Source organism: Streptomyces sp. SID5469 (assembly GCF_009862865.1).
Classification (GTDB): domain Bacteria; phylum Actinomycetota; class Actinomycetes; order Streptomycetales; family Streptomycetaceae; genus Streptomyces; species Streptomyces avermitilis.
In genome coordinates this window covers 7,187,095-7,213,149 of record NZ_WWIN01000001.1, presented here as the reverse complement: position 1 = coordinate 7,213,149, position 26,055 = coordinate 7,187,095, and the positions used below count along the sequence as shown (strand labels likewise).

Here is a 26,055-nt window from a genome sequence, read left to right as displayed (position 1 = left end):
CTGTGCGAAGGTGGGGCCCGTGACGACTGAGAACTGGGACGAGCGGGTCGCGGCCGCATGGGCCACCTTCGACGACTACGCCGAAAAGGACGCGGCGGACTTCCGCGCGGTGGTCGACGCCCTCGTCGCCGAACTGCCGGCCGACAGCCCCTTCGGCCCCTTCGAGCAGGCCTGCGCCTGGGACTCGACGGGCCACTCGGACAAGGCGGTGCCGCTGTACCGGGAGGCGCTGGCGCGCGGCCTGAGCGGCTACCGGGGGCGGCGGGCGAAGATCCAGCTCTCCAGTTCGCTGCGCAACATCGGGCAGGCGGAGGAGGGCGTCAAGCTCCTCACTCCCGAACTGGAGGGCCCGTCCGACGAGTTGGACGACGCCGTACGCGCCTGTCTGGCCCTGTGCCTGGCCGACCTCGGCCGCGAACGCGAGGGCCTGTCCCTCGTACTGGGTGCCCTCGCGCCCCATCTGCCGCGCTACCAGCGGTCGATGGCGAACTACGCGCGGCTGCTCGTGGAGCCGGAGGACTGAGCCGCCGCCCGCCCCGGGACCCATGAGGGCGCCCACCGGCACCGCATCTCGCGGCCCCGGCGGCGTCCCACCGCCACCGCATCTCGCGGCCCGGCGGCGTCCCGGCAGGTGGCGGGGGGCCAGGTGACCATCCAACGATTCGCTCGTTCTGCTGAACGTGCAGTCACAGGATGTCGCCCCGCGCCCCACCCCCGCCTCCGGACCGGTCGTCGACGTCGAGCAGGCCGAGGCCGCGCTCGTCGAGCACTACCCGCGACTCGTCCGCCTCGCCTATCTGGTGCTGCCGCCGAGCCTGGGCCGCAACCGGCGGGTACTGACCGCGCACGCCCTCACCCAGCGGGCCCTGCCCCGCGGCCGTACGTCCGCGGCCGTGATCCCCGCGCAGGCCAAGGGCCGCGACGGCGACCCGGGGTACGCCCTCGTACGCCTGCACGTCGTGCGTACGGCGCTGGAGGCGGGCCTGCCGCTCGGGCGCATGGCGTGGCCGAAGCGCTCCCAGCTGCCGCCGCTGCTGCCCCAGGTGTGGGGCCTGCGGCTCTTCCCGCGCTCGGGGGGTGCCGACGAACTCGCCCTGGACCAGCGCCTGTCCGCCCTGTCGGGGCCGGCCCGCGCCGCCCATGTGCTGCGTGGCCTGGAGAAACTTTCCGAGGACAGCGTGCGCCGGGTGCTCGACGCGGCGGGCGTCGCGGACCCGGCGGCGGCGATCGCCGAGGCGGCGAAGGTGCCCGCCCCCGACGCGCTGCTCGACTCCCCCGAGTTCGACCCCTGCTCGCTGCACGCGCGGCCCACCGATCTGATGCGGCGCAGGCAGCACATGAAGGCCGCGCTCGCCGCCGCGGCGGCCGTCGCCGTGTGCGGCGCCCTGCTGGGGCTGCCCGGCGGCGGCTGGGCTCCGGACGGTGCCGCCGCGCCGTCGTACGCGGAGAACCCGGCGGCGCGGGCCGCCCTGGATCCGGCCCGGCTGACGAAGACGGCGGCCACCGCGTGGAAGACGTCCGCGCGTACCGACTTCTCCGTGTGGCCCGCGCGCGGCGACCGCACCGGCGACACCGCGCTGCTGCGGCGCGCGCTCGCGGTGTGGGCGCGGCCGGGCGAGGCCGTGCGGGTGTCGGCGACGCCCGGCACCCCGTCGGGTGCCCCGGCCGGCCCGCCCCAGCTGCTGTACGCGGGCGACGTCGACTCCGCGCACGTGGTGCTGCTGTACGACGGACTGCGCATCGCCCGCTACGCCGAGCCGAAGGACGGCACGGGCGCCGCCGCGCTCGACTTCGCGCGGGTCGACGGGGCGAGCGGGGCCGAGGCCGAGGCGCTGGTGCTCGGCCGGGCCGACGGCAACGTCCGCTATCTGACGGCTCCCTGGGTGACCGGGGCGGCCGAGCGGGACCTGATGAAGCCGGCGTCCGGCGCGATGGACCTGAACCTGACCGACGGTGTCGCCGCGCCACTGGCCGGCTCCGCCCAGCGGACCGGCGCGTGCACCTCGTGGAACGCGCTTCAGCTGACGGACGGTTCGGGTACGCGGCTGCTGACCGACCTCGGCGAGCTGATCCCGGCCCACCTCACCACGGGGCGGCCCTCGGCACCCCGGGAGGCGTCGCGCACGGCGGCGCTGCACTCCTGGGCCCCGTTCGCCTGCTCGCTCGCCTCGGTGCGCTCGCAGGGCGTGCGGTCCGTGAACGCCTGGCAGTTCGCGCAGCAGGCGTTGCCGGACGGGAGCGGGTCGGCGGGGTGGGTGTGCACGCGGGCCGACACCTGGCGGGGCGGCGGTACGCGGGTGCTGGCGCAGTTCCACACGCCGGGCGGGGCGTACGGGGCGGTCGCGGCGAAGGCCGAGGACTCGCCGGCGTGCGGTGCGCGGGATCCGCATGTGCTGGCGGGGGTGTTGTGGAAGTCGGGGACGGGGGCGTGGTACTTGCTGGCCGCGGGCAGTTCGGACACGGCCTCGATCCGGGCGACGGGCGGCATCGACGGGGCCGCTGAGGGCAACCTGCTCACCGTGCGGACCGAGCGGGGAGCCCGGGCCGGGCTCAAGGGGGTCCTGGCGGACGGCAGGCCGATCTCCGGCCTTCGGTGAACGTCTCGTGCCGCATATGTGAACGACCTCGGTCGATCCGGTCCGTTCGAGGCTGGATTCGATCGGTAAGGTGTTCGTATGACAACCGGGGTACGCCGCAGGATGGGCGTCGAGGAGCGGCGGCAGCAGTTGATCGGCGTCGCCCTCGACCTGTTCAGCCGACGCTCGCCCGACGAGGTCTCCATCGACGAGATAGCCTCCGCCGCGGGCATCTCGCGGCCGCTCGTCTACCACTACTTTCCCGGCAAACTCAGCCTGTACGAAGCCGCGTTGCAGCGTGCGTCCGACGACCTCGCCGGGCGTTTCGTGGAGCCGCGGGAGGGACCGCTGGGGGCCCGGCTGCTGCGGGTGATGCGCCGGTTCTTCGACTTCGTCGAGGAGCACGGGCCCGGTTTCTCGGCGCTGATGCGCGGCGGTCCGGCGGTCGGCTCGTCGACGACCAACGCTCTGGTCGACGGGGTGCGCCAGGCCGCCTATGTCCAAATACTGTCGCATCTGAAGGTCACGGAGCCGCCCGTCCGCCTGGAGCTGGTGATCCGCTCGTGGATCTCGCTCGTCGAGTCGACGGCGCTGATCTGGCTGGACGGGCGGCGGATCGCGCGCGGCGAGCTGGAGGTCCAGCTCGTGCACGACTTCGCGGCGCTGGCGGCGATCAGCGCCGCGTACGACGACGAGCTGGCCGCGCTGCTGCGCGACGTGCTCAGGGACGAGGCACCCGACGGCCCCTTCAGCGACCTCGTCGTCCGCCTGATCGCGCTGACGTCTCCCCCGACGGCGTAGGAACTACGCGTCGAACTTCCGGTACGACGGGTCGAGGTCGCGGACCTCGGCGGAGGCGTGCAGGGCGAGTCCGCCGTCGGGCTTCACGTACTGGCGCAGCAGTTCCAGCGCCGCCTCGGTCAGCCTGGCCTTCGTCTCGTCGCTCCGCCCGGCCAGCAGTCCGAGCGTGACGTGCACGATCGCATGCCCCTCGCCGTCGGCGCCGACCGTGGTGTCCTCGCCCCTGCGGAACTGCGTCTTGCACGCCTCGGGCTTCGCGGCCGCCGTCCTGACGACCTCCTCGTGCAGGGCGCGGGCGAAACCGGGCCGGTCGAAGCCGGGGGCGAGCTCGGCGGAGTAGTCGACGGTGATCTGCGGCATGGGGCACTCCTGTTCCAGGGCGGGGGCGTTCTCACCCTAACCGCAGGGCCAGCAGCGCGATGTCGTCCTCCCGGTCCCGGCCGAAGCAGTCCAGCAGGGCGTCGCACAGTGCGCCCACACCGCTCGGGCCGTCGGCCGCCGCCATGCGCAGCTGTTCCATGGAGACCGAGAGGTCGGTGCCCCGGGTCTCGATCAGCCCGTCGGTGACCATGAGGAGCCGGTGCCTCGGCGTCAGGAACTCCTCCGTGGCCGGCGGGCGCTCCAGCCCGAGGCCGAGCAGCGGTCCCGCCGCGCCGGGGTAGCGGGCGGTGCCGTCGTCGTGGACGATCAGCGGCGGGATGTGCCCCGCGTTGGCGATGCTGACGTGTCCGCTGTCCGGGTCGACCAGGGCGAGACAGACCGTGGCGGTCGCCTCGGGGTGGTAGTGCTGGAGCATCCGGTCGAGCCGTGTGACGAGTACGGCCGGGTCGGGGTCCTCGACGCAGTAGGCGCGCAGCGCGTGCCGGATCTCCACCATGACGGTGGCCGCGTCCAGCGAGTGCCCGACGACGTCGCCGACCCCGGTGAGCACACCCCGCGAGGTGCGCAGCGTGGCGTAGAAGTCGCCGCCGATCTCGGTCTGCCGGGAGGCCGGCACATAGCGGACCGCCACCTCCATCCCCGGCAGGTCGGCGGGCTTCTGCGGCAGGAAGCTGTGTTGCAGGGTGAGCGCGACATGGCGCTCCACCTGGTACATGAGGAGCGGTTCCGCGGCGAGTGCGGTGGCCTGGGCGAGGCGGGCGACGAGCGCGCCGGTCTCCTGCGCCCGGGCGTGCGCGGGGGTGGCGAGGCAGACGGCCGGCTTGCCCTCCTGGGTCTGTGCCAGCACCACGCGCGCGTCCTCGGAGACGCCGGGCCGCAGAAAGCCCGCGGGCCACAGCGGGGCGGGCACCACGATGCTGCGCACTCCCGCGTGCCCGGCCGTGGTGCCGCGGATCAGCCGGGCGACGGCCTCGTGCGCCCCGGGGCCCGGCAGTGACGTGCGGGCCCGGCGCCGGGACAGGCCGGGGTACAGCTCGCCGTCCTCGCCGAGGACGAAGACGGCCGCGAAGTCGCCGGTGAGCCGCGCGGTGCCCTGGGCGGCGGCGTGGGCGAGTTCAGTGGGGCAGCGGGCCGCCTGTACGGCGACGATCGTCTCGGACAGCAGCGTCAGCCGCCGTGCCAGCGCCTCGGCGCCGGTGCGCAGCCGGGCGCCGCGCACCGCGGCCCGTACGACCGCCTGGATCTCCTCGGGTTCGGCGGGCACCGACAGATACGCGTCGCCGCCCGCGTCCAGGCCCTGGCAGCGGTCGCCGGGGGCGAGCGCCGCGGCGGAGAAGTGCACGACGGGCAGGGCGGCCGTGGGCGGCTGCGACTTGAGCCGGCGGCACAGTTCGAAGCCGCTCATGTCGGGCAGGCCGACGTCGACGAGGGCCACATCGGGCAGGGAGCCCGCGCGCAGCAGTACGTCGAGTTCGACGAGCGCCTCGCCGGCGCTGGCGACCGGGACGACGCTGTGTCCGGCCCGGCGCAGTACGGCGCCCATCGCGTAGCGGCTGGTGGGCACGTCGTCGACCACCATCACGGTGGAGTCCGTCTGCCGGCCGTTGGCATCCATCTGCGCAGCCCTCGGGACATGGGGGTGGGACGGACCGGGGCTTCCCGGCCCGTCCCACCACGTTAGTGCCCTAGCGTGCGACCTGCGAGAAGATCGCTACGGTACGCCCCGGAACGGCGAACATGCCCGATTTCGCCGTATAGGAAGCGGACTTGACGATAGGGTCGGCGCCCGCCGCCTGCACCGGGTGCAGCGCGTAGTCCTTCCCGGCGAGCGCGGCGACCGTCTGCTCCTGCTGGTCGGGCGTCGCGTTGAAGACGACGACGAGGTCGCCGAGCTTCATGGTGATCACTCCGGGCGTCTCGTCCTTGCCGGAGAGCGGGAAGGTGAGCTTCGACTGGACCTGGCCGGCCGTGGAGAGCGAGAAGTCCGGCTCGGTCGTACGGATCCTCAGCAGGTCCTGGTAGCCGGCCGAGGTGCCCTCGATCTGGTCGCAGCCCACCTTCACGGAGGTCAACAGCGGTGTGGCGTAGGGCCACTTGGACTTGTTGTCGGCCGCCATCGGCAGTCCGCGTCCGAAGCCGTTGCCGTCCTGGCAGTTCCAGTGGATGGCGTTGAACCAGTCGCCGCTGTCGTAGGAGTTGCGGTCGAGGGACTTGGAGCGCAGCAGGTCGGAGCCCGCCTGGGAGAGGGACGGTCCCTGCGCGAGGGCGGCCGTCGCCATGGCCAGGACCTGCATCCGGGCCCGGTCGCCCGCCGGGGTCCCCTTCGGCAGCTTGTAGGTGAGCGCGTCGTACAGGGACTCGTTGTCGTGCGCGTCGGCGTAGGCGAGGGCGTCGCCGGGCGCGTCCGCGTAGCCGGCCCCCGTGCCGTTGTAGTCGACCTCGGAGCCCGTGACCTCCTTGCCGCTGGAGTCGGTGAAGCGGTACTTCGCCAGGTTGCCGCTCAGCCCCACCTTGATGAGGTCCTGGTAGTGCAGCAGGCGGGCCTTCTGCTCGGCCGGTGTGCCGTTCGCGTCCGAGGAGTTGGGGTCGGTGTAGAGCCCCGACCCGAAGCCCTGGACACCGGGGTCGGCGTCGAAGGGGCCGCCTCCGCGTACGGCGTCGCGGGCCCGGTCGGAGAAGGTCGCGATGCCCGTGCCGGCCATGTTCTTCTGGGTGGCCTGCACGAAGCGGGCGTCGTCGGCGACCTCGCCGAAGTTCCAGCCCTCCCCGTACAGGATGATCTTCTTCCCGTCGACGCCGTCCTTCGCGACGGTGAGCGCGTCGAGGGCCTTGCGGACCGCCAGGATGTTGGCCTTGGGCTGGTGCCCCATGAGGTCGAAGCGGAAGCCGTCGACCTTGTACTCCTTGGCCCAGGTGACGAGGGAGTCCACGACCAGCTTGCCCATCATCGCGTTCTCGGTGGCGGTGTTCGCGCAACAGGTGCTCGTCGCCACGGACCCGTCGGCGAGCAGCCGCTGGTAGTAGCCGGGCACGATCCGGTCGAGCACGGAGGTGCCGGCCTGGCCGGCGGCCGCGGTGTGGTTGTAGACGACGTCCATGACGACCCGCAGGCCGTCCTGGTTCAGCGACTTGACCATCCTGCGGAACTCGACCGTGCGCCGGGTGCCGTTCGCGTCGGTGGCGTACGAGCCCTCGGGGACCGTGTAGTGGTAGGGGTCGTAGCCCCAGTTGTACGCGTCCTTCGCGGCGACCGCGGTGAGGCATTCCTGCTGCTTCTCGGAGTCCGCCGCGTACGAGGCGAGGTCGCAGTCGGTGGCCTGCTGCCCGGACTTCTTCTCCGCGATCGTGGCGATGTCGAAGGCGGGCAGCAGATGCACGTACGACGTGCCCGACTCGGCCAGCTGCCGCAGGTGCCGGGAGCCGTCGCTGTTCTTGTCGGTGAAGGCGAGGTAGGTGCCCCGGTCCTTCGCCGGGACGGTCCTGTCCGCCACCGAGAAGTCCCGGATGTGCAGCTCCTGGATCTCCGCGTCCCGCAGCGGCACGGCCTTGGGCTTCTTCAGCGACGACCAGCCGCTCGGGGCGAGGGACCTGTCGTCCAGGTCGACGACGAGGCTGCGCTCGGAGTCGGTGGTGAGGGCGACCGAGTACGGGTCGGTGACCTTGTTGGTGACGACCTTCCGGACGGTGGGCGCCCACACCTTCACGACGTACCGGTACGGCTTGCCCTTCCAGGACGCGGGGCCGGTGACGGACCAGACGCCGGTGGCGTTGTTCCGCTTCATCCTGACGTGGGCGCCGTCGAGCTCCAGCGACACGGACTGCGCGGTGGGCGCCCACACCGCGAGTGTGGGGTGCCCGCCCCGGAACGTGGGCCCGAGGTCCGCCTTCGTCGCGTCGTACAGATCGTCGAGCACGCCGGCGAGCTGGACGCCCGTCGCGGCCAGCACCGCTCCGTTCGCGGCTCGTTGCGAGGCGACGACCTGGCCGGCGAGAGCCTCGCGCACCCGGTCGCGGTCGCGTGGGTCGACGGACCAGGCGGTGTACGACTTCAGGTGCGGGAACGCGGCCTTCTGGGCGTCGGTGAGGCTGGTCTTCGAAAGCCGCAGCCACCGCTCGTCGTCGCTGGTCAGCGAGCCGTCCTTGACGGCGATCGAGCCGTCGCGCGAGGACAGCAGCTGGGTGGAGGCGGCCGCGTCGGAGCCGTTCCAGGCGACCGTGTTCCGGTCGATCCAGACCGCCTTGGAGGTGGTCAGGTCGAGGGCGGCCGCGCTGCCCGCGGGCTGCGGCAGCAGGTGGTTCTCCTGGCCGTTCAACAGCCACACCTCATGGCCGTCGGCCGTGAGGTCGAGCGACCGGTCGGCGGAGAGGTCCTTCTCGTCGCCCTTGTGGATGATGTAGCTGAGGCTGGTGGCGCCGTCGGTGAGCGGCACCTCGAAGACCGCGCCATAGGCGTCGGTCCTCACCGGCTCCAGGGGCTTGGACCAGTCCGTGGGCGTCGCGGCGCCCGTCCAGACGTGCAGTCCCCAGCCGGTGAGGTCGCCGTCGGCGCGGTGGTAGTGGATGACGGCCTTGGTCTTGTCCTGCGCGGGGTAGTCCGGCCGTTCGGTCCGTACGGTCTCCTTGCCCTGCTCGACCCAGACCTCGCCGGCCTTGGTGACGTCGATCGTGCGGTCGGCGGAGACGTCCTTGTCGCCGTCCTTGTCGATGACGAGGAAGTTCACGGTGGAGGCGCCCGGCTTCAGCTTGACGTAGGCGAAGGCGCCGTACGCGTCCCGGCCGACGAAGTCGTGCCCGGCGGGCCAGGTCGTCGACTCGCCGTCGGCCAGATCGCCCCAGGCGTAGAGCCGCCAGTCGGTGTAGTCGCCGTCGGGGCGCTTGTAGTGGACGATCGCGTAGTCCCGCGAGGAGGCCGTGGGAGTCTCCGCGGCGGGCGGGGTGCCGGTGGTGGACGCGGCCGTGGCGCTCGCGGTCCGCCCGGCCGCATCGATGACGACCGCCTTGTAGCGCAGGGCGGTACCGGCCGGTACGTCTTTGCCGATGGTCTGCGTGACCCTGTACGGGGCGTGGTCGGCGGAACCGAGGGTCCGCCACTTGGCGTTGCCGACCTGGGCGGCGAAGACGACGCGGTTGAGCCGGCCCCCGTCCACATCCGCGCTCAGCTCGACGGTGCCGGTGGCACCGGCGTCGGGCGCCTTCAGGGTCAGCGAGGGCTTCGCGGCGGGGGTGCCCGGCCTGCCCGCCGCCTTGAGGACGACGGCCGCGCCCGCGGGCACGGTGACCGTGATCTTCTTGTCGGCGTCGCTCTTCAGCACGTCGTCGGTGCCGTGGATTCCCTTGAACGCCGTGTCCGCGGACCCGGTGGCGAAGGTCGCCGCGCTCGCCTTGTCGGCGTTGTTGACGGCGACGACGTACTCCGTGCCGGTCCTGGCGTCCGTCCGGGAGAAGGCGTAGACGCCCGCGCCGTCGGCCGCGTACCGCTCGGTCTGGATGCCGTCGGCGAGAGCCGGGTTGTCCTTGCGGAGCTTGGAGAGAGCGGCGATCTCCTTGTAGAGCGGTGCGCTCGTGTCGTACGCGTCGCTCGCGTGGCCGCGGTCGGTGCCGATCTCGTCGTCGTCGAGATAGTCGGCGACCTTGGAGGCGAACATGGTCTGGCGGGCGTCCTTGTCGCCGCCGGAGCCGGTGAAGCCCTGCTCGTCGCCGTAGTAGACGACCGGGTTGCCCCGGCTGAGGAACATCAGCTCGTTGGCCAGCCGGTCCTTCCTGAGCAGTTCGGCGTCGGTCGCCTTCGGGTTGTCCTGGTTCAGGAAGTACCCGATGCGGCCCATGTCGTGGTTGCCGAGGAAGGTGACCTGCTCGTACGCGTTGGCCTTGTCGGTCGTGTACTTGTAGTCGTCGCCGAAGACCGAGGCGAGCTTCTTGGCGCTGCCGCCCTGCGAGGCGTACGACCGTGCCGCGTCCTGGAAGGGGAAGTCCAGCGTGGAGTCGAGGCGGCCCTGGGTGACGTACGGCGACGTGACCGACGTGTCGGCGGAGTAGACCTCGCCGAACATGAAGAAGTCGTCCTTGCCCCGCTTCTTCGCGTAGGCGTCGAGGGCAGTCGCCCACTGCGTCCAGAACTCCGTGTTCACGTGCTTCACGGTGTCGATCCGGAAGCCGTCGATGCCGAAGTCCCTGACCCACTTCTCGTAGATCTTCTCCATGCCCCGGACGACCTCGGGACGTTCGGTCCACAGGTCGTCCAGGCCGGAGAAGTCGCCGTGGGTGGAGCTCTCACCGGCGAAGGTGGAGTCTCCGCGGTTGTGGTACATCGTCGGGTCGTTGAGCCAGGACGGGACCTTGGCGTTCTTCTTCCGCGCCGCCACGGCCGGGGTCCGCGGGAAGGAGTCGCCGTCGACCGCCGGGAACTTCCTGGGGCCGTCCGTGTAGCCCGCGTCGTCGAAGGGCCTGCCGTCCTTGGTCAGGTACGGGAAGGCGCCCTTGGAGAGATAGCCGTAGGACTTCTCCTCGTAGTCGACGACGTCCGCGGTGTGGTTGGTGATGACGTCGAAGAAGACCTTCATGCCCTTGGCGTGCGCCTTGGAGATGAGGGTTTCGAGGTCCTTGTTGGTACCGAAGTGCGGGTCGACCTTGGTGAAGTCGGTGATCCAGTAGCCGTGGTAGCCGGCCGAGGCGTCCTTGCCGGTGCCCTGCACGGGCTGGTTCTTGAAGATCGGCGCCAGCCAGATGGAGGTGGTGCCGAGGCCCTTGATGTAGTCGAGCTTTCGGGTCAGGCCCTTGAGGTCGCCGCCCTGGTAGAAGCCCTTGTCGGTGGGGTCGTAGCCGGTGGACAGGCGTGAGCCCGTCAGGCCGCCCTTGTCGTTGGACGTGTCGCCGTTGGCGAAGCGGTCCGGCATCACGAAGTAGAACTGCTCGCGGGTGGCGTCGTGGCGAGCGGGCTCCGCGGCGAGCTTCGCGTCGGAGGGGGGCGCGGGCGGTGTCGCGGCCCGCGCCTCGAGGGGTTGCGCAAGCGATACGGCCAGTGCGGCGGCGGCAACGGCGGCCGCGGTCCGGCTGTGGCGGTGGGTGCGGCGCGTGCGGGGCGCCGACCCTCTCGGTATCAGGTCCACAGGCGTGAACTCCTAGCGAATACGGCGTACTTGGGTCCGACTCCACGCTGCGTCCCGGCTACGGTGCCGGGCGCCCGCGTGACCGTATCGCTTACGCAAGGTTTACAGCAAGAGTCTTGCAACAGACGGCAAGGACTTTCAGCAGGTGCTCTTGCCGGAGTACAGGGCGAGGGCCGTGTTGGCGCCGAGCGTCGCCGTGAACCGGCCGGAACTGTCGACCGTGACACCGGTGTTGTTCTGGACGTTGCAGTACGTGCCCGCCGTCAGCGAGGTCTGGTACGTGCGGGTGAGGGAGCCCGACTCGTGGTTGATCGCCACATAGCCCTTGGCGCCGCGGCCGAACGCGATCGCGTCGCCGCCGTTGTCCCACCAGTTGGTGACCGACTCGCCGCGGGTCGCGTTGCGGAAGGCGACCATCGCCTTGATCTCCGGCCAGGCGTGCTGGCACTTCCAGCCGTCCTGCCAGCAGGCGTTGACCGTGCCGCCGCCCGGCGGACCGGCGTCCGCGTCCGACCACTCGTAGCCGGAGTTGATGTCGGGCGCGCCGTACGGGTACGCCAGCATGAAGACATTGGCGAGGGTGTAGTTCGCCCCGTCCTTGTAGTTCAACGTCGAGCCATTGCGCTCGGTGTCGTGGTTGTCGACGAAGACGCCCGCGACCGAGCTGTTCAGATAGCCCCAGCCCTCACCGTAGTTCTTCAGGTAGGCGAGGTTCTCGTTGTTGAAGACCCGCTTGAGGTCGTACGCGTACCGGAACTCCTGGACGTCGCCGTTGCCCGTGTACTCGGTGGGCTGGACGGCCTCGCCGGAGGCGTAGATGACCTCCTGCTTCCAGTACACGGAGGGGTTGGTCAGCCGGGACTTGATGTTGGCGAGGTCGGCGGCGGGTATGTGCTTGACCGCGTCGACACGGAAGCCGTCGGCGCCGTAGCCGAGCAGGGTGTTCATATAGCCCGCGATGGTCTTGCGGACGTACTCCTCGCCCGTGTCCAGGTCGGCGAGGCCGACGAGTTCGCAGTTCTGGACGTTGGCGCGGTTGGTGTAGTCGGTGATCGTGGCCGTGCAGTCGTCCATGTCGTACGAGGAGTACAGGCCGGGGTAGTTGTACTTCGTGTACGCCGAGCCGCCGGTGCCGGTGCCGCTGCCCGCCGACATGTGGTTGACGACCGTGTCGACGACGACCTTCACACCCGCCGTATGACAGGTGTTGATCATGTTCTGGAAGGCGGTGGCGTCACCGAGCCGCCCGGCGATCTTGTAGCTGACCGGCTGGTACGAGGTCCACCACTGCGAGCCCTGTATGTGCTCGGCGGGTGGGGAGACCTGGACGTATCCGTAGCCGGCCGGGCCCAGGGTGTTGGTGCACTCCCTGGCGACCGAGTCGAACTTCCACTCGAAGAGGACGGCGGTGACGTCCTTGGTGCCGGGCGGCGAGGCCGCCGCAGTGGTCGGGGAGACGGCGGGCGGGACCGTGAGGCCCGCCGCGAGGGCGAGCGAGACAGCGAGCGCTTTCCTTGCCATGCGATGCTCCTGCACTTCGTCGTGCTGGTGAGGGGGAAGGGAACGTATCGCTTGCAGACAAGTTTCAGCAAGATGTCGTAATGACTTTCAACTACCGTATTGACGCGGGCAGTTCAGTGGCGCCACGCTGCCTACGGGCGGGGTGCGCCCGGCAGCCGGAACACCTCCACCGCATACAGAAAACGGTGCTCCGGCCCGCTGAGGACCGGAGCACCGCTCGCTGGTGTCTCAGACCGCCCACCACACGGTGGTGTCCGCCGGCAGCTGCGCCTCGTCGGTCCCGACCACGGTGCCCTCACCGCTGGCGACCAGGACACTCCCGTACGCGGGGACCGTGACCGCCGCGGCGCCGGTGTTCGCCGTGCAGACGAACTCCCCGCGCCTGAAGGCGAGCACGCCCGCGGGCGCCTCCAGCCAGGTCACCGAGTCGCCGGCGCCGAGGTCGGGCCGTTCGCTGCGGACGGCGAGCGCGGTGCGGTACAGCTCCAGGGTGGACCCGGTGACGCCCTGCTGCGCCTCCACGCTCAGCTCGCCCCAGCCCGCGGGCTGCGGAAGCCAGCTGCCACCGCTGCCGAAGCCGTACGACGACCCCTCGCGCGTCCACGGGATCGGCACCCGGCAGCCGTCACGGAAGCCGTCCTGGCCCTCACCCCGGAAGTAGGCGGGGTCCTGGCGCACCTCGTCCGGCAGGTCCACGACGTCGGGCAGGCCCAGCTCCTCGCCCTGGTAGAGGTAGGCGGAGCCGGGCAGCGCCAGCATCAGCAGGGTCGCCGCCCGGGCCCGCCGGAGCCCCAGCCGGCGGTCGCCGGCCGTACGGATCTGGGTGCCGAGGCCGGCCTTGTTGGCGAAGCGGGTGGCGTGCCGGGTGACGTCGTGGTTGGACAGCACCCAGGTGGCGGGGGCGGCGACCGGGCGCATGGCGTCGAGGGTGCGGTCGATGCACGAGCGCAGTTCGGCCGCGTCCCAATAGGTGCCCAGGTACTGGAAGTTGAAGGCCTGGTGCAGTTCGTCGGGGCGCACGTAGTTGGCGGTGCGCTCGATCGTGGGGGTCCACGCCTCGGCGACGAAAATGCGCTCGCCCGCGTACTCGTCGAGGATGGTGCGCCACTGGCGGTAGACGTCGTGCACGCCGTCCTGGTCGAAGAACGGCATGACATCGTTGCCCAGCAGCTTCAGCTGGTCGTGGGCACCAAGGTCGGGCAGCCCCTCGGCCTTCACCAGCCCGTGCGCGACGTCGATACGGAAGCCGTCGACGCCCATGTCCAGCCAGAACCGCAGGATCGAGCGGAACTCGTCGCCGACGGCCGGGTGCTCCCAGTTGAAGTCGGGCTGCTCGGGGGCGAAGAGGTGCAGGTACCACTCGCCGGGGGTGCCGTCCGGCTCGGTGACCCGGGTCCAGGCGGGGCCGCCGAAGATGGACTCCCAGTCGTTGGGCGGGAGTTCGCCGTTCTTCCCCTTGCCGGGGCGGAAGTGGTAGCGCTCCCGCAGCGGCGAGCCGGGGCCTTCGCGCAGGGCCCGCTTGAACCACTCGTGCTGGTCGGAGGAGTGGTTGGGGACGAGGTCGACGATGATCCTCAGGCCCAGTTCATGGGCGTCGCGGATGAGCGCGTCGGCGTCCAGCAGGTTGCCGAACATGGGGTCGACGGCCCGGTAGTCCGCCACGTCGTAGCCGGCGTCGGCCTGCGGCGAGGCGTAGAAGGGGCTGAGCCACACGGCGTCCACGCCGAGGTCGCGCAGGTACGGGAGTCGGGAACGTACGCCCTCCAGGTCGCCCATGCCGTCGCCGTTGCTGTCGGCGAAGCTGCGCGGATAGACCTGGTAGATCACCGCGTCGCGCCACCAGTCGCGGTGGGCGGCGACAGTGGCGAGAGCGGAGGTCGGGGCCTGGTCGGCGGAGTGCTGGCTCATGGCGTCCTTGATGCGATGGGGGTCCCCCCGCTCGAGCGCAGCCGAGAGTGGGGGAGGAGTCGGGTCGTATAGGCGGGTGTACGGGGCGGGAAGTGAGGCGGCCGCGGTGCCGGCGGGGTCTGGGGTTCCCCCCTGCTCGAAATGCTTGGGGGAGGACACCGCGGCCGCCACCCGCGCGCGGTGAAGCGCGCGGGAGTTTTCGGGCGTCGGGGGTGGGTCAGCCCTTCGTTCCGCCCGCGGTGAGGCCGGTCACCAGGTTCTTCTGCACAACGTAGAAGAACACGGAGACGGGTATCGCGATCAGCACCGCGGTGGCGGCCATGTAGTTCCACTGGGCGTCGTGCTGGCTCACGAAGGTCTGCAGACCCACGGCGAAGGTGTACTTCGAGTCGTCCAGCATGAAGGTGGTCGCGAACGCGACCTCGCTGACGGCGGTGATGAAGTTGTAGAAGGCCGCGACTGCCAGCCCGGGGCGGGCCAGCGGCAGGATCAGCCGGAAGAAGGTGCCGAAGGGGGTGAGCCCGTCCACGCGTCCCGCTTCGTCGATCTCGAAGGGGATGGTGTCGAAGTAGCCCTTGAGCAACCAGGCGCTGTACGGCACGGCCGTGGTGCAGTTGATGACGATCAGGGCCCAGTAGGTGTCGATGAGACCCAGTTGGCCGAAGATCTCGTACATCGGCACGATCAGGATGGCGATCGGGAAGGCCTGGGTGAGCAGCAGTACCCACATCAGCTGCTTGTAGCCGGGGAAACGCATGCGTGAGACGGCGTAGCCGGTGGTGGCCGCGACGAAGACACCGATGAGGGTGGTGCCGAGGGCCACGATCATCGTCGACTTGAACCAGTCGAAGAAGCCGGTGTTCTCCAGGACGAAGCTGTAGTTGGAGAAGCTGAGCTTGCCCAGGATCTTGCCCGGGTGCAGATAGTCGTCCTTGTCCGGGCCGAGGGACAGGAAGAACAGCCAGGCCACCGGGGCCAGCGCGATGAGGCTCGCCACGGCGAGGCCGCCGTGCAGGAGGGCGGCGCGAAGCGGGCGGCGCTCGCCCCGCCGGGGGGGCCGTCCGCTTCGGGGCTGCGGGTCAGAGACCGGTCCGGCCGGTGCCTTCTCGAAGGTCGTCGTGCTCATGGGGGCGGCTCCTGCGGCGTCAGACGGCGAGCTGGTCATTGCGCTTCAGCCAGCGGAAGTAGAAGGAGGTGAAGACGGTCAGGATCGACAGCAGCAGTACGCCGTACGCGGCGGACTGGGCGAAGTCGCGCGGCTGCTGTCCGAAGCCCAGGAAGTAGGCCCAGGTGACGAGGATCTGGGCGTCGGGTGCGCCCGTGGGTCCGAACAGCAGGAAGATGATGGCGAACTGGTTGAAGGTCCAGATGACGCCGAGCAGGACCACGGTGGAGCTGACCGCGCGCAGGCCCGGCAGCGTGACGTGGCGGAACCTCTGCCAGGCGTTCGCGCCATCCATCTCGGCGGCCTCGTAGAGCGAGGAGTCGATGGACTGCAGGCCGCCGAGCAGCGAGAGCATCATGAACGGCACCCCGCACCAGGTGTTGACCATGATCGCGGCGAACCGCTGCCAGAAGGTGTCCTCCAGCCACTGGGGCTGGGGCAGGTGAAGTGCGCCGAGGACCTGGTTGAGCACGCCGGAGTCGGCGAGCATGATGCGCCAGGAGAAGACGGTGACAAAGGTCGGCACGGCCCAGGGCAGGACCAGCAGCAGCCGGTAGAAGGTGCGGCCCCGCAGCTTCTCGTTGAGCATGAGGGCGAGGCCGAGGCCGATGGTGTAGTGCAGGGCCACACAGGCGGCCGTCCAGAAGACAGTCCACAGGAAGTGAGACCAGAAACGGTCGTACGCCGTCGGCCCGAACAGGATGTCCGTGTAGTTGTCCAGCCCGATGAACTTGTACGTGGCGTCGATGTGGTTGACGCCGATCGTGCGGGCCGAGTTGAGGCTGTTGGCGTCGGTCAGGGTCAGGTAGATGCCCCGCACGAGCGGATAGCCGACGAGTACGCCAAGCACGATCACCACCGGGGCGATCATCACGTAGGCGTACCAGTGCTTCTGGTAGCCGTTCTTGACGCGCTGCACCAGCCCGGGGCGCGGCGCTCGGTCACCGCGACGCTTGCCGGTCGCTCGGTCGATGGCGACTGTCATGGTTCGACACCTTCTGGAAGTTCTACGACACTACGGAGTGGCGGCCGGGACGGTGACGGCACAGGCCGATGGCCGTCGGATCCTTCCCCCCCTTCAGGGAGGATCCGACGGCCACACGGACTTACTTGCTGAAGTCCGGGACCAGCTTGGCGATCGCGAGCTCGGCGTTGCTCAGGCCCTTGTCCAGGGACTCCTTGCCGCCTGCGATCTTCGGCAGCTCGGTGTCCAGCGGGCCCCACAGGGAGCTGTACTCGGGCAGCGCCGGACGCGGCTGGGCGGCGGCGAGCACACCCTGGTAGCCGGCGATGCCCGGGTCGGACTTGACCTGCGTGGTGTAGGCGTCGTCCCGCGTCGGCAGCGTGGAGTTCTTGAGGGCGACGGCCTCCTGGGAGGACGCCGAGGTCATGAACTTCAGGAACTTCAGCGAAGCCTCCTGGTGGGCCTTGTCCGAGCCCGCGTACACCGAGAGGTTGTGGCCGCCGGTCGGGGCGCCCCCCTTGCCGGCGGAACCGGCCGGGACGGTGGCGATGCCGAGGTTGTCCTTCGTCTTGAAGGCCGAGCCCTTGTAGAAGTTGGTGATCTCCCACGGGCCCTGGATGATCGCGGCGACCTTGCCGTTGACGAACGCGTCCTGGATGTGGGCGTACGCGTCGGCGGTGGTGTCGGCCTTGTGCAGGCCCTTGCCGGAGAACAGGCTCTGCCAGGTCTTGTAGCCCTTGACCGCGGCGGCCGACTTGACGGTGATCTTCTTGGCGGTGGCGTCGACCGTGTCGGTGCCCTCGCCGTAGAGGAAGGTCTGCGCGTAGTAGGCCTGGGTCGAGCCCCAGTAGCCGTCGACGCCCGTCTTCTTCTTGATCGTCGCCGCGTCGGTCTTCAGCTCGTCCCAGGTGCTGGGCGCGGTGCCGATGCCCGCCTTCTGGAAGAGCTTCTTGTTGTAGACCAGCGCCAGGGTGTCGGTGACCAGCGGCACGCCGTACGTCTTGCCGTCGTACTGGGCCTGCTTGATCAGGCTGGCCTGGAACTTGTCCTGGTCCGCGAGGGCCTCCGTGCCGTCCAGCGGCAGGAAGTAGCCCTTCTTCGCGAAGGCGGGGGTCCAGCCGACCTCGGAGCGCAGGATGTCCGGGGCGCCCTTGGAGCCGGCGGCCGTGTCGAACTTGTTCTGCGCCTGGTCGAAGGGCACGTTGACGTACTTGACCTTGATGTTCGAGTTGGCAGCCTCGAACTTCTTGGCCAGGGCCTTGTACGTAGGCGCCTCATTGGTGGCGTTGGAGGTGTCCCACCAGGTGATGGTGACCGGACCGTCCGCCTTGTCACTGCCGCTGTCTCCGCCGCAGGCCGTCGCCGCGAGGGCGAGGGACGCCACCAGTGCGGTGGCCGCTATGCCACGCCGCATGAGTTCTCCTTGAGGGTGAAAGCCGGTGTGGTGGAGGAGACGGTCCCGTCCGCCGCTCCTGCCGGCTTGCCGCTGCGCCGAGGGGAATCCCCCGCTCGAACGAGGTCGAGGGTGGGGGAGGCCGCCGGGCGACGTGAACGTAACAGCGATGAAAGCGCCGCGAAAGACCTTGCAGCAAAAAAGTGCAAGGTCTGCCGACAGTTACCCCGCCGTGACCTGATCACGGAGGCCCGGGAACCCTGAGACACGGCCCTCCAGCGGGGCATCGGACACTTGTGCAAGACTCTGCAAGCTCTTGCCACACGTTTTCGTTGCGGGAATCATCCGTTGCGGGGACGCCGACCGGAATCAGAGGGAGCGCGATGACGCAGCAACCCGCAGGCGGCCGCTCGAACGCTCGCGCTCGGCGTCCGGTTGGTGGGCAACGCGTCACCCGGCCGGTACAGTCCACCCCTGTGACCACACGGCTTGCCGACATCGCAGCCCAGGCGGGGGTCAGTGAGGCGACTGTCAGCCGCGTCCTGAACGGGAAGCCGGGCGTCGCCGCGACCACCCGCCAGTCCGTACTGGCCGCGCTCGACGTGCTGGGCTACGAGCGCCCGGTCCGTCTGCGGCAGCGCAGCGAGGGCCTGGTGGGCCTGATAACCCCGGAGCTGGAGAATCCGATATTCCCTGCCCTGGCGCAGGTCATCGGTCAGGCGCTGACGCGTCAGGGGTACACGCCGGTGCTCGCCACCCAGACCCCGGGCGGGTCGACGGAGGACGAGCTGACCGAGATGCTGGTCGACCGTGGCGTGGCCGGCATCATCTTCGTCTCCGGCCTGCACGCCGACACCTCGGCGGACATGCAGCGCTACGACCAGCTGCGGGCGCAGGGCGTTCCGTTCGTGCTGGTGGACGGTTTCTCGCCCAAGGTGCAGGCGCCGTTCATCTCGCCGGACGACCGGGCCGCGATGACGCTCGCGGTCACCCACCTGGTGTCGCTCGGCCACACCCGGATCGGGCTGGCCCTCGGGCCCAAGCGGTTCGTCCCCGTCCAGCGCAAGATCGAGGGCTTTGTGCGCAGTGTGCAGGAGCAGCTCGGACTGAGCCCGGACGACGTCGAGCGGGAGCTGGTCCAGCACTCCCTGTACACCCTGGAGGGTGGGCAGGCGGCGGCCACCGCGCTCATGGACCGCGACTGCACGGCCGTGGTGTGCGCGAGCGACATGATGGCGCTCGGTGCGATAAGGGCGGCGCGCCAACGGGGCCTGGACGTGCCGAAGGACATCTCGGTGGTCGGCTTCGACGACTCCCCCTTGATCGCCTTCACCGACCCGCCGCTGACGACGATCCGCAAGCCGGTGCCGGCGATGGGTCAGGCGGCGGTGCGTACGTTGCTGGAGGAGATCGGCGGGACGCCCGCGCCCCACAGCGAGTTCGTGTTCATGCCGGAGCTGGTGGTGCGGGGTTCGACGGCATCGGCCCCTGGGGACCGAAATCGTCCGTAAGGCGGAGCATTCACGGCCCTCCAGCGGTGCGTAGGGTGTAGAACATGCGGCCAGGACCCGACCAGGGGATGATCGGTGCCGGAACGCTTTTCTGGCAGACTCTGTGCCCATGGGTGAGACGACCGTGACGACTCTGGATGGCCGGGACCCAGCTGATCCACAGCCCGTCGCGGAAGAGTCGAGAGACCGCGCGGAGGAGAGGTTCCTGCGCCGGCTGCGTGCGCCTCGGCGGCCCCGGTTCTGGTTCGAGATCCTGTTGATCGCGGTGAGTTACTGGACGTACTCGGTGATTCGCAACGCGGTGCCGGAGCAGAGGGCGCAGGCGCTGAGCAATGCGGACCTGCTGTGGCGGGTCGAGCATCATCTGGGGATCGCCGTCGAGAACTCGGTCAATCACGCGGTCAACTCGGTGACATGGCTGATCGTCGGCATGAACTACTACTACGCGACGCTGCACTTCGTGGTGACGCTGGGTGTTCTGGTGTGGCTGTACCACAGTCATCCGGGCCGGTACGCGGCCGCGCGCCTCGCGCTCTTCGCCACCACCGCCGTGGCCCTGGTCGGCTACTACTTCTATCCCCTGGCGCCGCCCCGCCTGATGAACGGCGCGGCCTTCGTCGACACGGTGCTGGTCCACCAGACGTGGGGTTCGATGGCGTCGGGCGACCTGAAGCACATGTCGAACCAGTACGCGGCGATGCCGTCCATGCACATCGGCTGGTCGCTGTGGTGCGGCCTGACGATCTTCGCGCTGGCGTCGGCTCCGTGGGCGCGGATCCTGGGCCTGCTGTACCCCGCGGGGACGCTGCTGGTCATCGTCGCCACCGCGAACCACTTCTGGCTGGACGCGGTGGGCGGCATGCTCTGCCTGTCCTTCGGCTTCCTGCTGGCCCGCCTCTGGTACGGCACCCTGCCGTATGCGCTGCCGCGCTGGGTCCCGGGGACTCGGGGGGCTCCGCTGCTCCCGGCGGAGACGTGAGGGAGACGGCCGGGTCCGGGTGACGGCGGGGGGCTCCGCCGACTGGGGACGCGAGGACAGCCGCGGCGCACCGCGTGCCGCGTGCCGCGTGCCGCGTACAGGCGAGCAGGGCAGCGCCGTCGCCGGGTACACGCGGGTACGGCAGCGCCGAGTGGTCCTGGGGCCAGGCGCCGTCCCGGCGGGACCCCGATCGTATACAACAGCGGTTTCGGCGCTCGTGTCCGTGACAACCGCGCGTTCCGCCGACGCCACGCTGCTCTTCCCCCGCGCTGAGGCTTCCCGGTCCGGGTGAGGGCCCCGCGGGGCGGGCCGGGAACCGATGCGAGCGGACCGACTCGGCCCCCGGCCGCGGCAGCTCCCGGGCCCCAGCCGCCCCGCCCCGCACCGCCATCCACGCGCCCCGGAGTCGTGGCAACCGCGCCGCCCGGCTCTCAGTGAGCCCCCGCCGCCTCCCGCAGGGCCTCCAGCAGCCCCCGCAGGGCCGGCTGCGGGGGTGCCGTCTCCCGTACCGCCGCGTAGATTCTCCGTACGGGCTCCGGGCCCCGGACCTCCCGCACCACGACCCCCGCGGGCCGGCCACCCAGCCCCAGCCGGGGAATCAGGCTCACGCCGAGTCCCGCCGCCACGAACCCCTGCGCGGTCAGGTAGTCCCCGCTCTCCACGACGAACCCGGGCCTGAACCCCGCGGCGGCGCACGCGTCGAGCTGAGCGTCCAGGCACGGCCCCGGCCACTCGCTCCCCACCCACGGCTCCTCGGCCAGCTCGCTCAGCTCGACCACCTCCCGGTCCGCCAGCCGATGCCCCTCCGGCAGCACCACCCGGTACGGATCGTCCAGCAGATGCACCAGTCGTATCCCCTCATGCCCGGCCTCGCCGGACCGCACGACCAGCGCCAGATCGGCCCGCCCCTCCTTCACGTCGGGCAACGGGTCCTCGGGGTCGATCAGCTTCACCTCGACCCGTACGCCCGGGTGTTCGGCCCGCATGCGGGCGAGCGCGGGCGCCACCAGCGGCGCCCCCGCCGTGGCGAAGTACCGCACCGCGAGCCGCCCCGTGCGCCCGGCCCGCAGATCGGCCAGCGCCGTCTCGGCCTCGGCGACCTGCCGTCCGATCGCGTCCGCGTACTCGGTCAGCAACAGCCCCGCCGCGGTGGGCCGCACCCCGCGCCCCGTCCGCTCCAGCAACTCCGTCCCCGTCTGCTTCTCCAGCGCCGCGACCGACTGGCTCACCGCGGACGGGGTGTACCCGAGATCCGCGGCCGCCGCGGTCACCGACCCGCTCAGCACCACGGCCCGCAGCACCTGCATACGTCGCACATCAAGCATGCAGCAGAGCTTAACGCAGCGTATAAAACTCTTCACTTGTCCTAACGAACGCCATCCCCAACCCTGAACACATGCCACCGCAGCTCACGACCGCACTCCGTATGGGCACCCTGGCCCTCCTCTGGGGCTCGGGCTTCCTCTGGATCAAACTCGCCCTGAACCACGGCCTCTCCCCCGCCCAGATCACGATCACGCGCTGCGCCCTGGGCACGCTGGTCCTGCTGGCGCTGGCCCGGCGCTCCGCCCAGCGCCTCCCGAGGGACCGCGCCACCTGGGCCCGACTCGCCGTGGCGGCGCTCCTCTGCAACGCCGTCCCCTTCGCCCTCTTCAGCGTCGGCGAGCAGACGGTCGACTCGGGCGTCGCGGGCGTCCTGAACGCCACAACTCCCCTGTGGTCCCTGCTGATCGGCGTCCTCCTGGGCACGGACCGTGTGCTGCACCCGCTCCGCCTGACCGGCCTCGTCCTCGGCTTCGCCGGTACGCTGCTGATCTTCGCCCCGTGGCATCGCTCGGGCCTCATGAGCTGGGGCGCCCTGGCCCTGCTCGGCGCGGCGGCGAGTTACGCGGTCGCCTTCGCGTACATGGCCCGCAAGCTGACCGGCCGGGGTGCGCCGATGGCCGTCTCGGCGGCGCAGCTTCTGATGGCCACCGCCTGGAGCACCCTGGCCCTGCCGGCCGCGGGCCCCGTGCACGCCGACGCGACAGCTCTGCTCGCCGTCACCGTTCTGGGTGTGTTCGGCACGGGCGTCACCTTCTACCTCAACTACCGCCTGATCGCCGACGAGGGCCCCACCAGCGCGGCCACCGTCGGCTACCTGCTCCCCGTGGTCTCGGTGGCGCTGGGCGCACTCGTCCTGGGCGAGACCATCGGACTCCGGGTACTCGCGGGGATGGCGGTGGTGCTGGCCGGGGTGGCGATGACCCGCGGAGTGGGAACCCGCGGGGGTTCACCTGCCGGCGCCGACGGGGCGGCGACAACCGGGAGTTCGCGCACCGGCGCCGACGAGGTGCCGTCCGCGTCCGCCCGGCGCCGCACCGGGGCGGCGCCTCACGCGCCGTAGAACTGCTCGTCCACCACGGCGCGGGCCCTGCGCGTGATGCGCCGGTAGTCGTCGAGCATGTCGCCCACGTGTCCGGGCCCGTACCCCAGGTACCGGCCCACGGCCGCGAGTTCGCGCCCGTCCGAGGGGAACGTGTCGCCCGCCCGTCCCCGCACCAGCATCACCGCGTTGCGCACCCGCGTGGCCAGCACCCACGCCTCGTCCAGTATCGCGGCGTCCTCGCCCGTGAGAAGTCCGGCGGCGCACGCGGCGGCCAGCGCCGGACGCGTCCGCGTCGTGCGCAGCCCCGGCTCCACCCACCCGTGCTGCAACTGAAGCAGCTGCACCGTCCACTCGACGTCCGACAGCCCGCCCCGCCCCAGCTTGGTGTGCAGCGTGGGATCCGCGCCGCGCGGCAGCCGCTCCGCCTCCATCCGCGCCTTCAGCCGCCGGATCTCGCGCACCGCGTCGTCCCCGAGCCCCTCCGCGGGATACCGGAACGGGTCGATCAGCTCGATGAACCGCTGCCCCAACTCCTCGTCGCCCGCGACGAATTCGGCCCGCAGCAACGCCTGCGACTCCCACACCAGCGACCACCGCCGGTAGTACGCCTCGTACGACGTCAACGTCCGCACCGTCGGCCCGGACTTGCCCTCGGGCCGCAGATCCGCGTCGATGAGCAGCGGCGGATCCGCGCTCGGAATCTGTAGCAGCCGCCGCATCTCGGACACCACGGCGTTCGCCGCCCGCGCGGCCTCCTGTTCGTCCACGCCTTCTCGCGGCTCGTGCACGAACAGCACGTCCGCGTCCGACCCGTAGCCCAGCTCGTACCCCCCGAACCGTCCCATCCCGACGACCGCGAACCGCGTCGGCAGGGTGTCCCCCCACCCCTCCCGCACCACGGCCCGCAGCGTCCCGGCGAGGGTGGCGGCCGTCAGATCCGAGACGGCACCGCCCACCAGGTCCACCAGCGCGCCCTGATCCGCCTCGGCCGGTGTCTCCTCGGTGCCGTAGGAGGAGACGATGTCCCTGGCCGCCGTGCGGAACAGCTCCCGGCGCCGCACCCCGCGCACGGTGGTGACCGCCTGTTCGGAGCCCCCGGCCCGGCCGACCGCGGCGAGGACCTCCTGCTCCAGCTGAGCCCGCCCGCGCGGCTCGAGCCCACCCCGGCCCCCGTCGCCGTCACCGAGCAGCGCCACCGCCTCCGGGGCGCGCATCAGCAGGTCAGGAGCGAGCCGGCCCGCCGACAGCACCCTCGCCAGGTTCTCGGCGGCGGCCCCTTCGTCCCTCAGCAGCCGCAAGTACCAGGGTGTCTTGCCCAACGCGTCGGACACCTTGCGGAAGTTGAGCAGCCCGGCGTCCGGATCGGCGGAGTCCGCGAACCACCCCAGCAGCACGGGCAGCAGCGTCCGCTGGATCGCCGCCTTGCGCGTGACGCCCGACGCCAGCGCCTCCAGGTGCCGCAGGGCCGCGGCCGGATCGGCGTACCCGAGGGCGACCAGCCGCTCCCGTGCCGCGTTCGGACTCAACCGCGCCTCGCCGGGGGCGAGTTGGGCGACGGCGTCGAGCAGCGGGCGGTAGAAGAGCTTCTCGTGCAGCCGGCGTACGACGGTGGCGTGCCGCTTCCACTCGCGGTTCAGGTCGGTGATCGGATCGGCGCGCAGCCCGAGCGACCGTCCGATGCGCCGCAGGTCGGCGTCGTCCTCGGGCACGAGATGCGTACGCCGCAGCCGGAAGAGCTGTATGCGGTGCTCCATGGTCCGCAGGAAGCGGTAGGCCTCGTCGAGCTGCACCGCGTCGGCGCGGCCCACGTAGCCGCCCGCGGCCAGCGCCTTCAGCGCGTCCAGGGTGGTACCGCTCCTGAGCGACGCATCGGCTCGCCCGTGCACCAACTGGAGGAGCTGCACGGCGAATTCGACGTCTCGCAGTCCGCCGGGGCCGAGCTTCAGCTCACGCTCTATCTCGGCGGCCGGGATGTTCGCGACGACCCTGCGTCGCATCTTCTGCACGTCGGCGACGAAGTTGTCGCGCTCGGCGGCCTGCCAGACGAGGGGCGCGAGGGTGGCGACGTACTCCTCGCCGAGTCCGATGTCCCCGGCCACCGGCCGCGCCTTCAGCAGTGCCTGGAACTCCCAGGTCTTGGCCCAGCGCTGGTAGTAGGCGAGGTGGCTGCTCAGGGTGCGCACGAGCGGGCCGTTCCGGCCCTCCGGGCGCAGGTTGGCGTCCACGGGCCAGATGGTGCCCTCGACGGTCGTCTCGGAGCAGATGCGCATCATGTGGGAGGCGAGCCGGGTGGCGGCCTGGACCGCCTTGCCCTCGTCGGCGCCGTTCGCCGGCTCGCCGACGAAGATGACGTCGACGTCGGACACGTAGTTCAGCTCGTGGCCGCCGCACTTGCCCATCGCGATGACCGCGAGCCGGCAGATCGCCGCGTCGTCGGGGGCGGCGGTCCGGGCGATGAGGAGCGCGGCGCGCAGGGTGGCGGTGGCGAGGTCGGCCAGCTCGGCGGCGGTCTGGGCGAGGTCGGTGGTGCCGCACACGTCACGCGCCGCGATCGACAGCAGACAGCGTCGGTAGGCGACGCGCAGCGAGACGGGGTCGGCCGCCTCCGCGAGCCCGCGCTCGAATTCCTCCACCCCCGGGTGCAGATCCCGTGGCTCGTACGTCACGAGTGCCTGCCAGTCCCTGGGGTGGCGGGCGAGATGGTCGGCGAGCGCGGCGGAGGCACCGAGGACGCCGAGGAGCCGGTCCCGCAGGGGTTTGGCCGCGATCAGCGTGTCGAGGAGCTCCCGGCGGGCGGTGTGGTCGTCCTGCGCCTCGACCAGGCGGACGAGTCCGAGCAGCGCCAGATCGGGATCGGCGGTCGCGCCCAGGGCTTCCAGCAGCACGGGGTCGGCCTTGACGGGCTCCAGCTCGGCGCTCTCCAGCAGCCGCTCGGCGGCCGACGGATCGGTGAAGCCGTGCCGCAGCAGCCGCGAGAAGGTACTGCTCCTGCGCCCCGGCGCCGTCATCCTCGGCCTCCCGTCTGCCCCACGTCGTACCTGCCCTCGGATCCTCGGATCAAGGTCGTACGAGTCCTCGGATCAAGGTCGTACGAGATCAAGGTCCTACGAGAGGGAGCCTAACCGGAGTGGGCGGGGGAAGCGCCGGGGCCGGGGGCGACGAGTCGCGCCGGAGTGCGGGGATTCCGCCGGACCGGGACCATGGTCGTCGGGCGGGGACCGTGGTCGTCGGGCGGGGACCGTTGCCGTCGGGCAGGGACCGTTGCCGTCGGGCGGAGACCGTTCGGGCGAGGTGGCCCGGGGAGACCCGAGGCGGCCCGGGCCGTCAGTTCACCAGGTCTTCATCCATCGGGTTGGGAAGCGCGGGGTGCGGGCATCTTGGC

Annotated in this window: 16 protein-coding genes; 6 read left to right on the top strand and 10 right to left on the bottom strand. The window is 70.9% G+C overall.

The window, feature by feature from the left end; genetic code table 11:
* Positions 1-19 precede the first annotated feature (19 nt).
* The 3 genes from GTY58_RS31190 to GTY58_RS31180 all read left to right on the top strand — a co-directional run bounded on the left by GTY58_RS31190 (position 20) and on the right by GTY58_RS31180 (position 3,377).
* Entirely contained in the window at positions 20-523 is a 504-nt protein-coding gene (locus GTY58_RS31190) for a tetratricopeptide repeat protein (RefSeq protein ID WP_242432302.1), read from the top strand.
* Positions 524-680: 157 nt separating this feature from the next.
* Positions 681-2,597, top strand: a complete 1,917-nt coding sequence (locus GTY58_RS31185) for a hypothetical protein (protein ID WP_010987388.1) — start codon at positions 681-683, stop codon at positions 2,595-2,597.
* Positions 2,598-2,675: 78 nt separating this feature from the next.
* Positions 2,676-3,377, top strand: coding sequence for a TetR/AcrR family transcriptional regulator (locus tag GTY58_RS31180; RefSeq protein ID WP_010987387.1), 702 nt, complete (start codon positions 2,676-2,678; stop codon positions 3,375-3,377).
* A 3-nt stretch (positions 3,378-3,380) separates the two neighbouring features.
* On the opposite strand, the gene GTY58_RS31175 is transcribed toward GTY58_RS31180, so the two are convergent.
* The 8 genes from GTY58_RS31175 to GTY58_RS31140 all read right to left on the bottom strand — a co-directional run bounded on the left by GTY58_RS31175 (position 3,381) and on the right by GTY58_RS31140 (position 17,836).
* Complete coding sequence (locus tag GTY58_RS31175) at positions 3,381-3,737, bottom strand: 5-carboxymethyl-2-hydroxymuconate Delta-isomerase (RefSeq protein ID WP_010987386.1); 357 nt, start codon at positions 3,735-3,737, stop codon at positions 3,381-3,383.
* 31 nt (positions 3,738-3,768) lie between these two features.
* Positions 3,769-5,373 carry a fused response regulator/phosphatase gene (locus GTY58_RS31170; protein WP_010987385.1) on the bottom strand — a complete coding sequence of 535 codons (1,605 nt, stop codon included), beginning with the start codon at positions 5,371-5,373 and terminating at the stop codon, positions 3,769-3,771.
* Between the two features lie 70 nt (positions 5,374-5,443).
* Positions 5,444-10,858 (bottom strand): pullulanase-type alpha-1,6-glucosidase, encoded by a 5,415-nt coding sequence (pulA, locus tag GTY58_RS31165; protein ID WP_037645826.1) that lies wholly within the window; start codon positions 10,856-10,858, stop codon positions 5,444-5,446.
* Positions 10,859-11,002: 144 nt separating this feature from the next.
* Positions 11,003-12,385, bottom strand: coding sequence for an alpha-amylase family protein (locus tag GTY58_RS31160; RefSeq protein WP_010987383.1), 1,383 nt, complete (start codon positions 12,383-12,385; stop codon positions 11,003-11,005).
* Positions 12,386-12,613: 228 nt separating this feature from the next.
* A complete protein-coding gene (locus GTY58_RS31155) occupies positions 12,614-14,293 on the bottom strand; it encodes a glycoside hydrolase family 13 protein (RefSeq protein ID WP_037645654.1) in 1,680 nt (559 codons plus the stop codon).
* A gap of 217 nt (positions 14,294-14,510) precedes the next feature.
* A complete protein-coding gene (locus tag GTY58_RS31150; RefSeq protein WP_010987381.1) occupies positions 14,511-15,419 on the bottom strand; it encodes an ABC transporter permease subunit in 909 nt (302 codons plus the stop codon).
* Positions 15,420-15,438: 19 nt separating this feature from the next.
* Positions 15,439-16,443 carry a sugar ABC transporter permease gene (locus GTY58_RS31145; protein WP_010987380.1) on the bottom strand — a complete coding sequence of 335 codons (1,005 nt, stop codon included), beginning with the start codon at positions 16,441-16,443 and terminating at the stop codon, positions 15,439-15,441.
* A gap of 121 nt (positions 16,444-16,564) precedes the next feature.
* The gene (locus tag GTY58_RS31140; RefSeq protein WP_010987379.1) at positions 16,565-17,836 is read right to left on the bottom strand and encodes an extracellular solute-binding protein; all 1,272 of its coding nucleotides are present in this window, start codon (positions 17,834-17,836) and stop codon (positions 16,565-16,567) included.
* A 455-nt stretch (positions 17,837-18,291) separates the two neighbouring features.
* Here GTY58_RS31140 and GTY58_RS31135 point away from each other — a divergent pair, with 455 nt between their 5' ends.
* The gene (locus GTY58_RS31135) at positions 18,292-19,326 is read left to right on the top strand and encodes a LacI family DNA-binding transcriptional regulator (RefSeq protein WP_010987378.1); all 1,035 of its coding nucleotides are present in this window, start codon (positions 18,292-18,294) and stop codon (positions 19,324-19,326) included.
* A 109-nt stretch (positions 19,327-19,435) separates the two neighbouring features.
* Positions 19,436-20,305, top strand: coding sequence for a phosphatase PAP2 family protein (locus GTY58_RS31130; protein WP_037645648.1), 870 nt, complete (start codon positions 19,436-19,438; stop codon positions 20,303-20,305).
* Positions 20,306-20,736: 431 nt separating this feature from the next.
* On the opposite strand, the gene GTY58_RS31125 is transcribed toward GTY58_RS31130, so the two are convergent.
* A complete protein-coding gene (locus tag GTY58_RS31125; RefSeq protein ID WP_010987376.1) occupies positions 20,737-21,630 on the bottom strand; it encodes a LysR family transcriptional regulator in 894 nt (297 codons plus the stop codon).
* A 71-nt stretch (positions 21,631-21,701) separates the two neighbouring features.
* Here GTY58_RS31125 and GTY58_RS31120 point away from each other — a divergent pair, with 71 nt between their 5' ends.
* Entirely contained in the window at positions 21,702-22,691 is a 990-nt protein-coding gene (locus GTY58_RS31120; protein WP_010987375.1) for a DMT family transporter, read from the top strand.
* On the opposite strand, the gene GTY58_RS31115 is transcribed toward GTY58_RS31120, so the two are convergent.
* A complete protein-coding gene (locus GTY58_RS31115) occupies positions 22,679-25,681 on the bottom strand; it encodes a bifunctional [glutamine synthetase] adenylyltransferase/[glutamine synthetase]-adenylyl-L-tyrosine phosphorylase (RefSeq protein WP_010987374.1) in 3,003 nt (1,000 codons plus the stop codon). The two genes, GTY58_RS31120 and GTY58_RS31115, sit on opposite strands and share 13 nt — an antisense overlap.
* Positions 25,682-26,055: the final 374 nt, after the last annotated feature.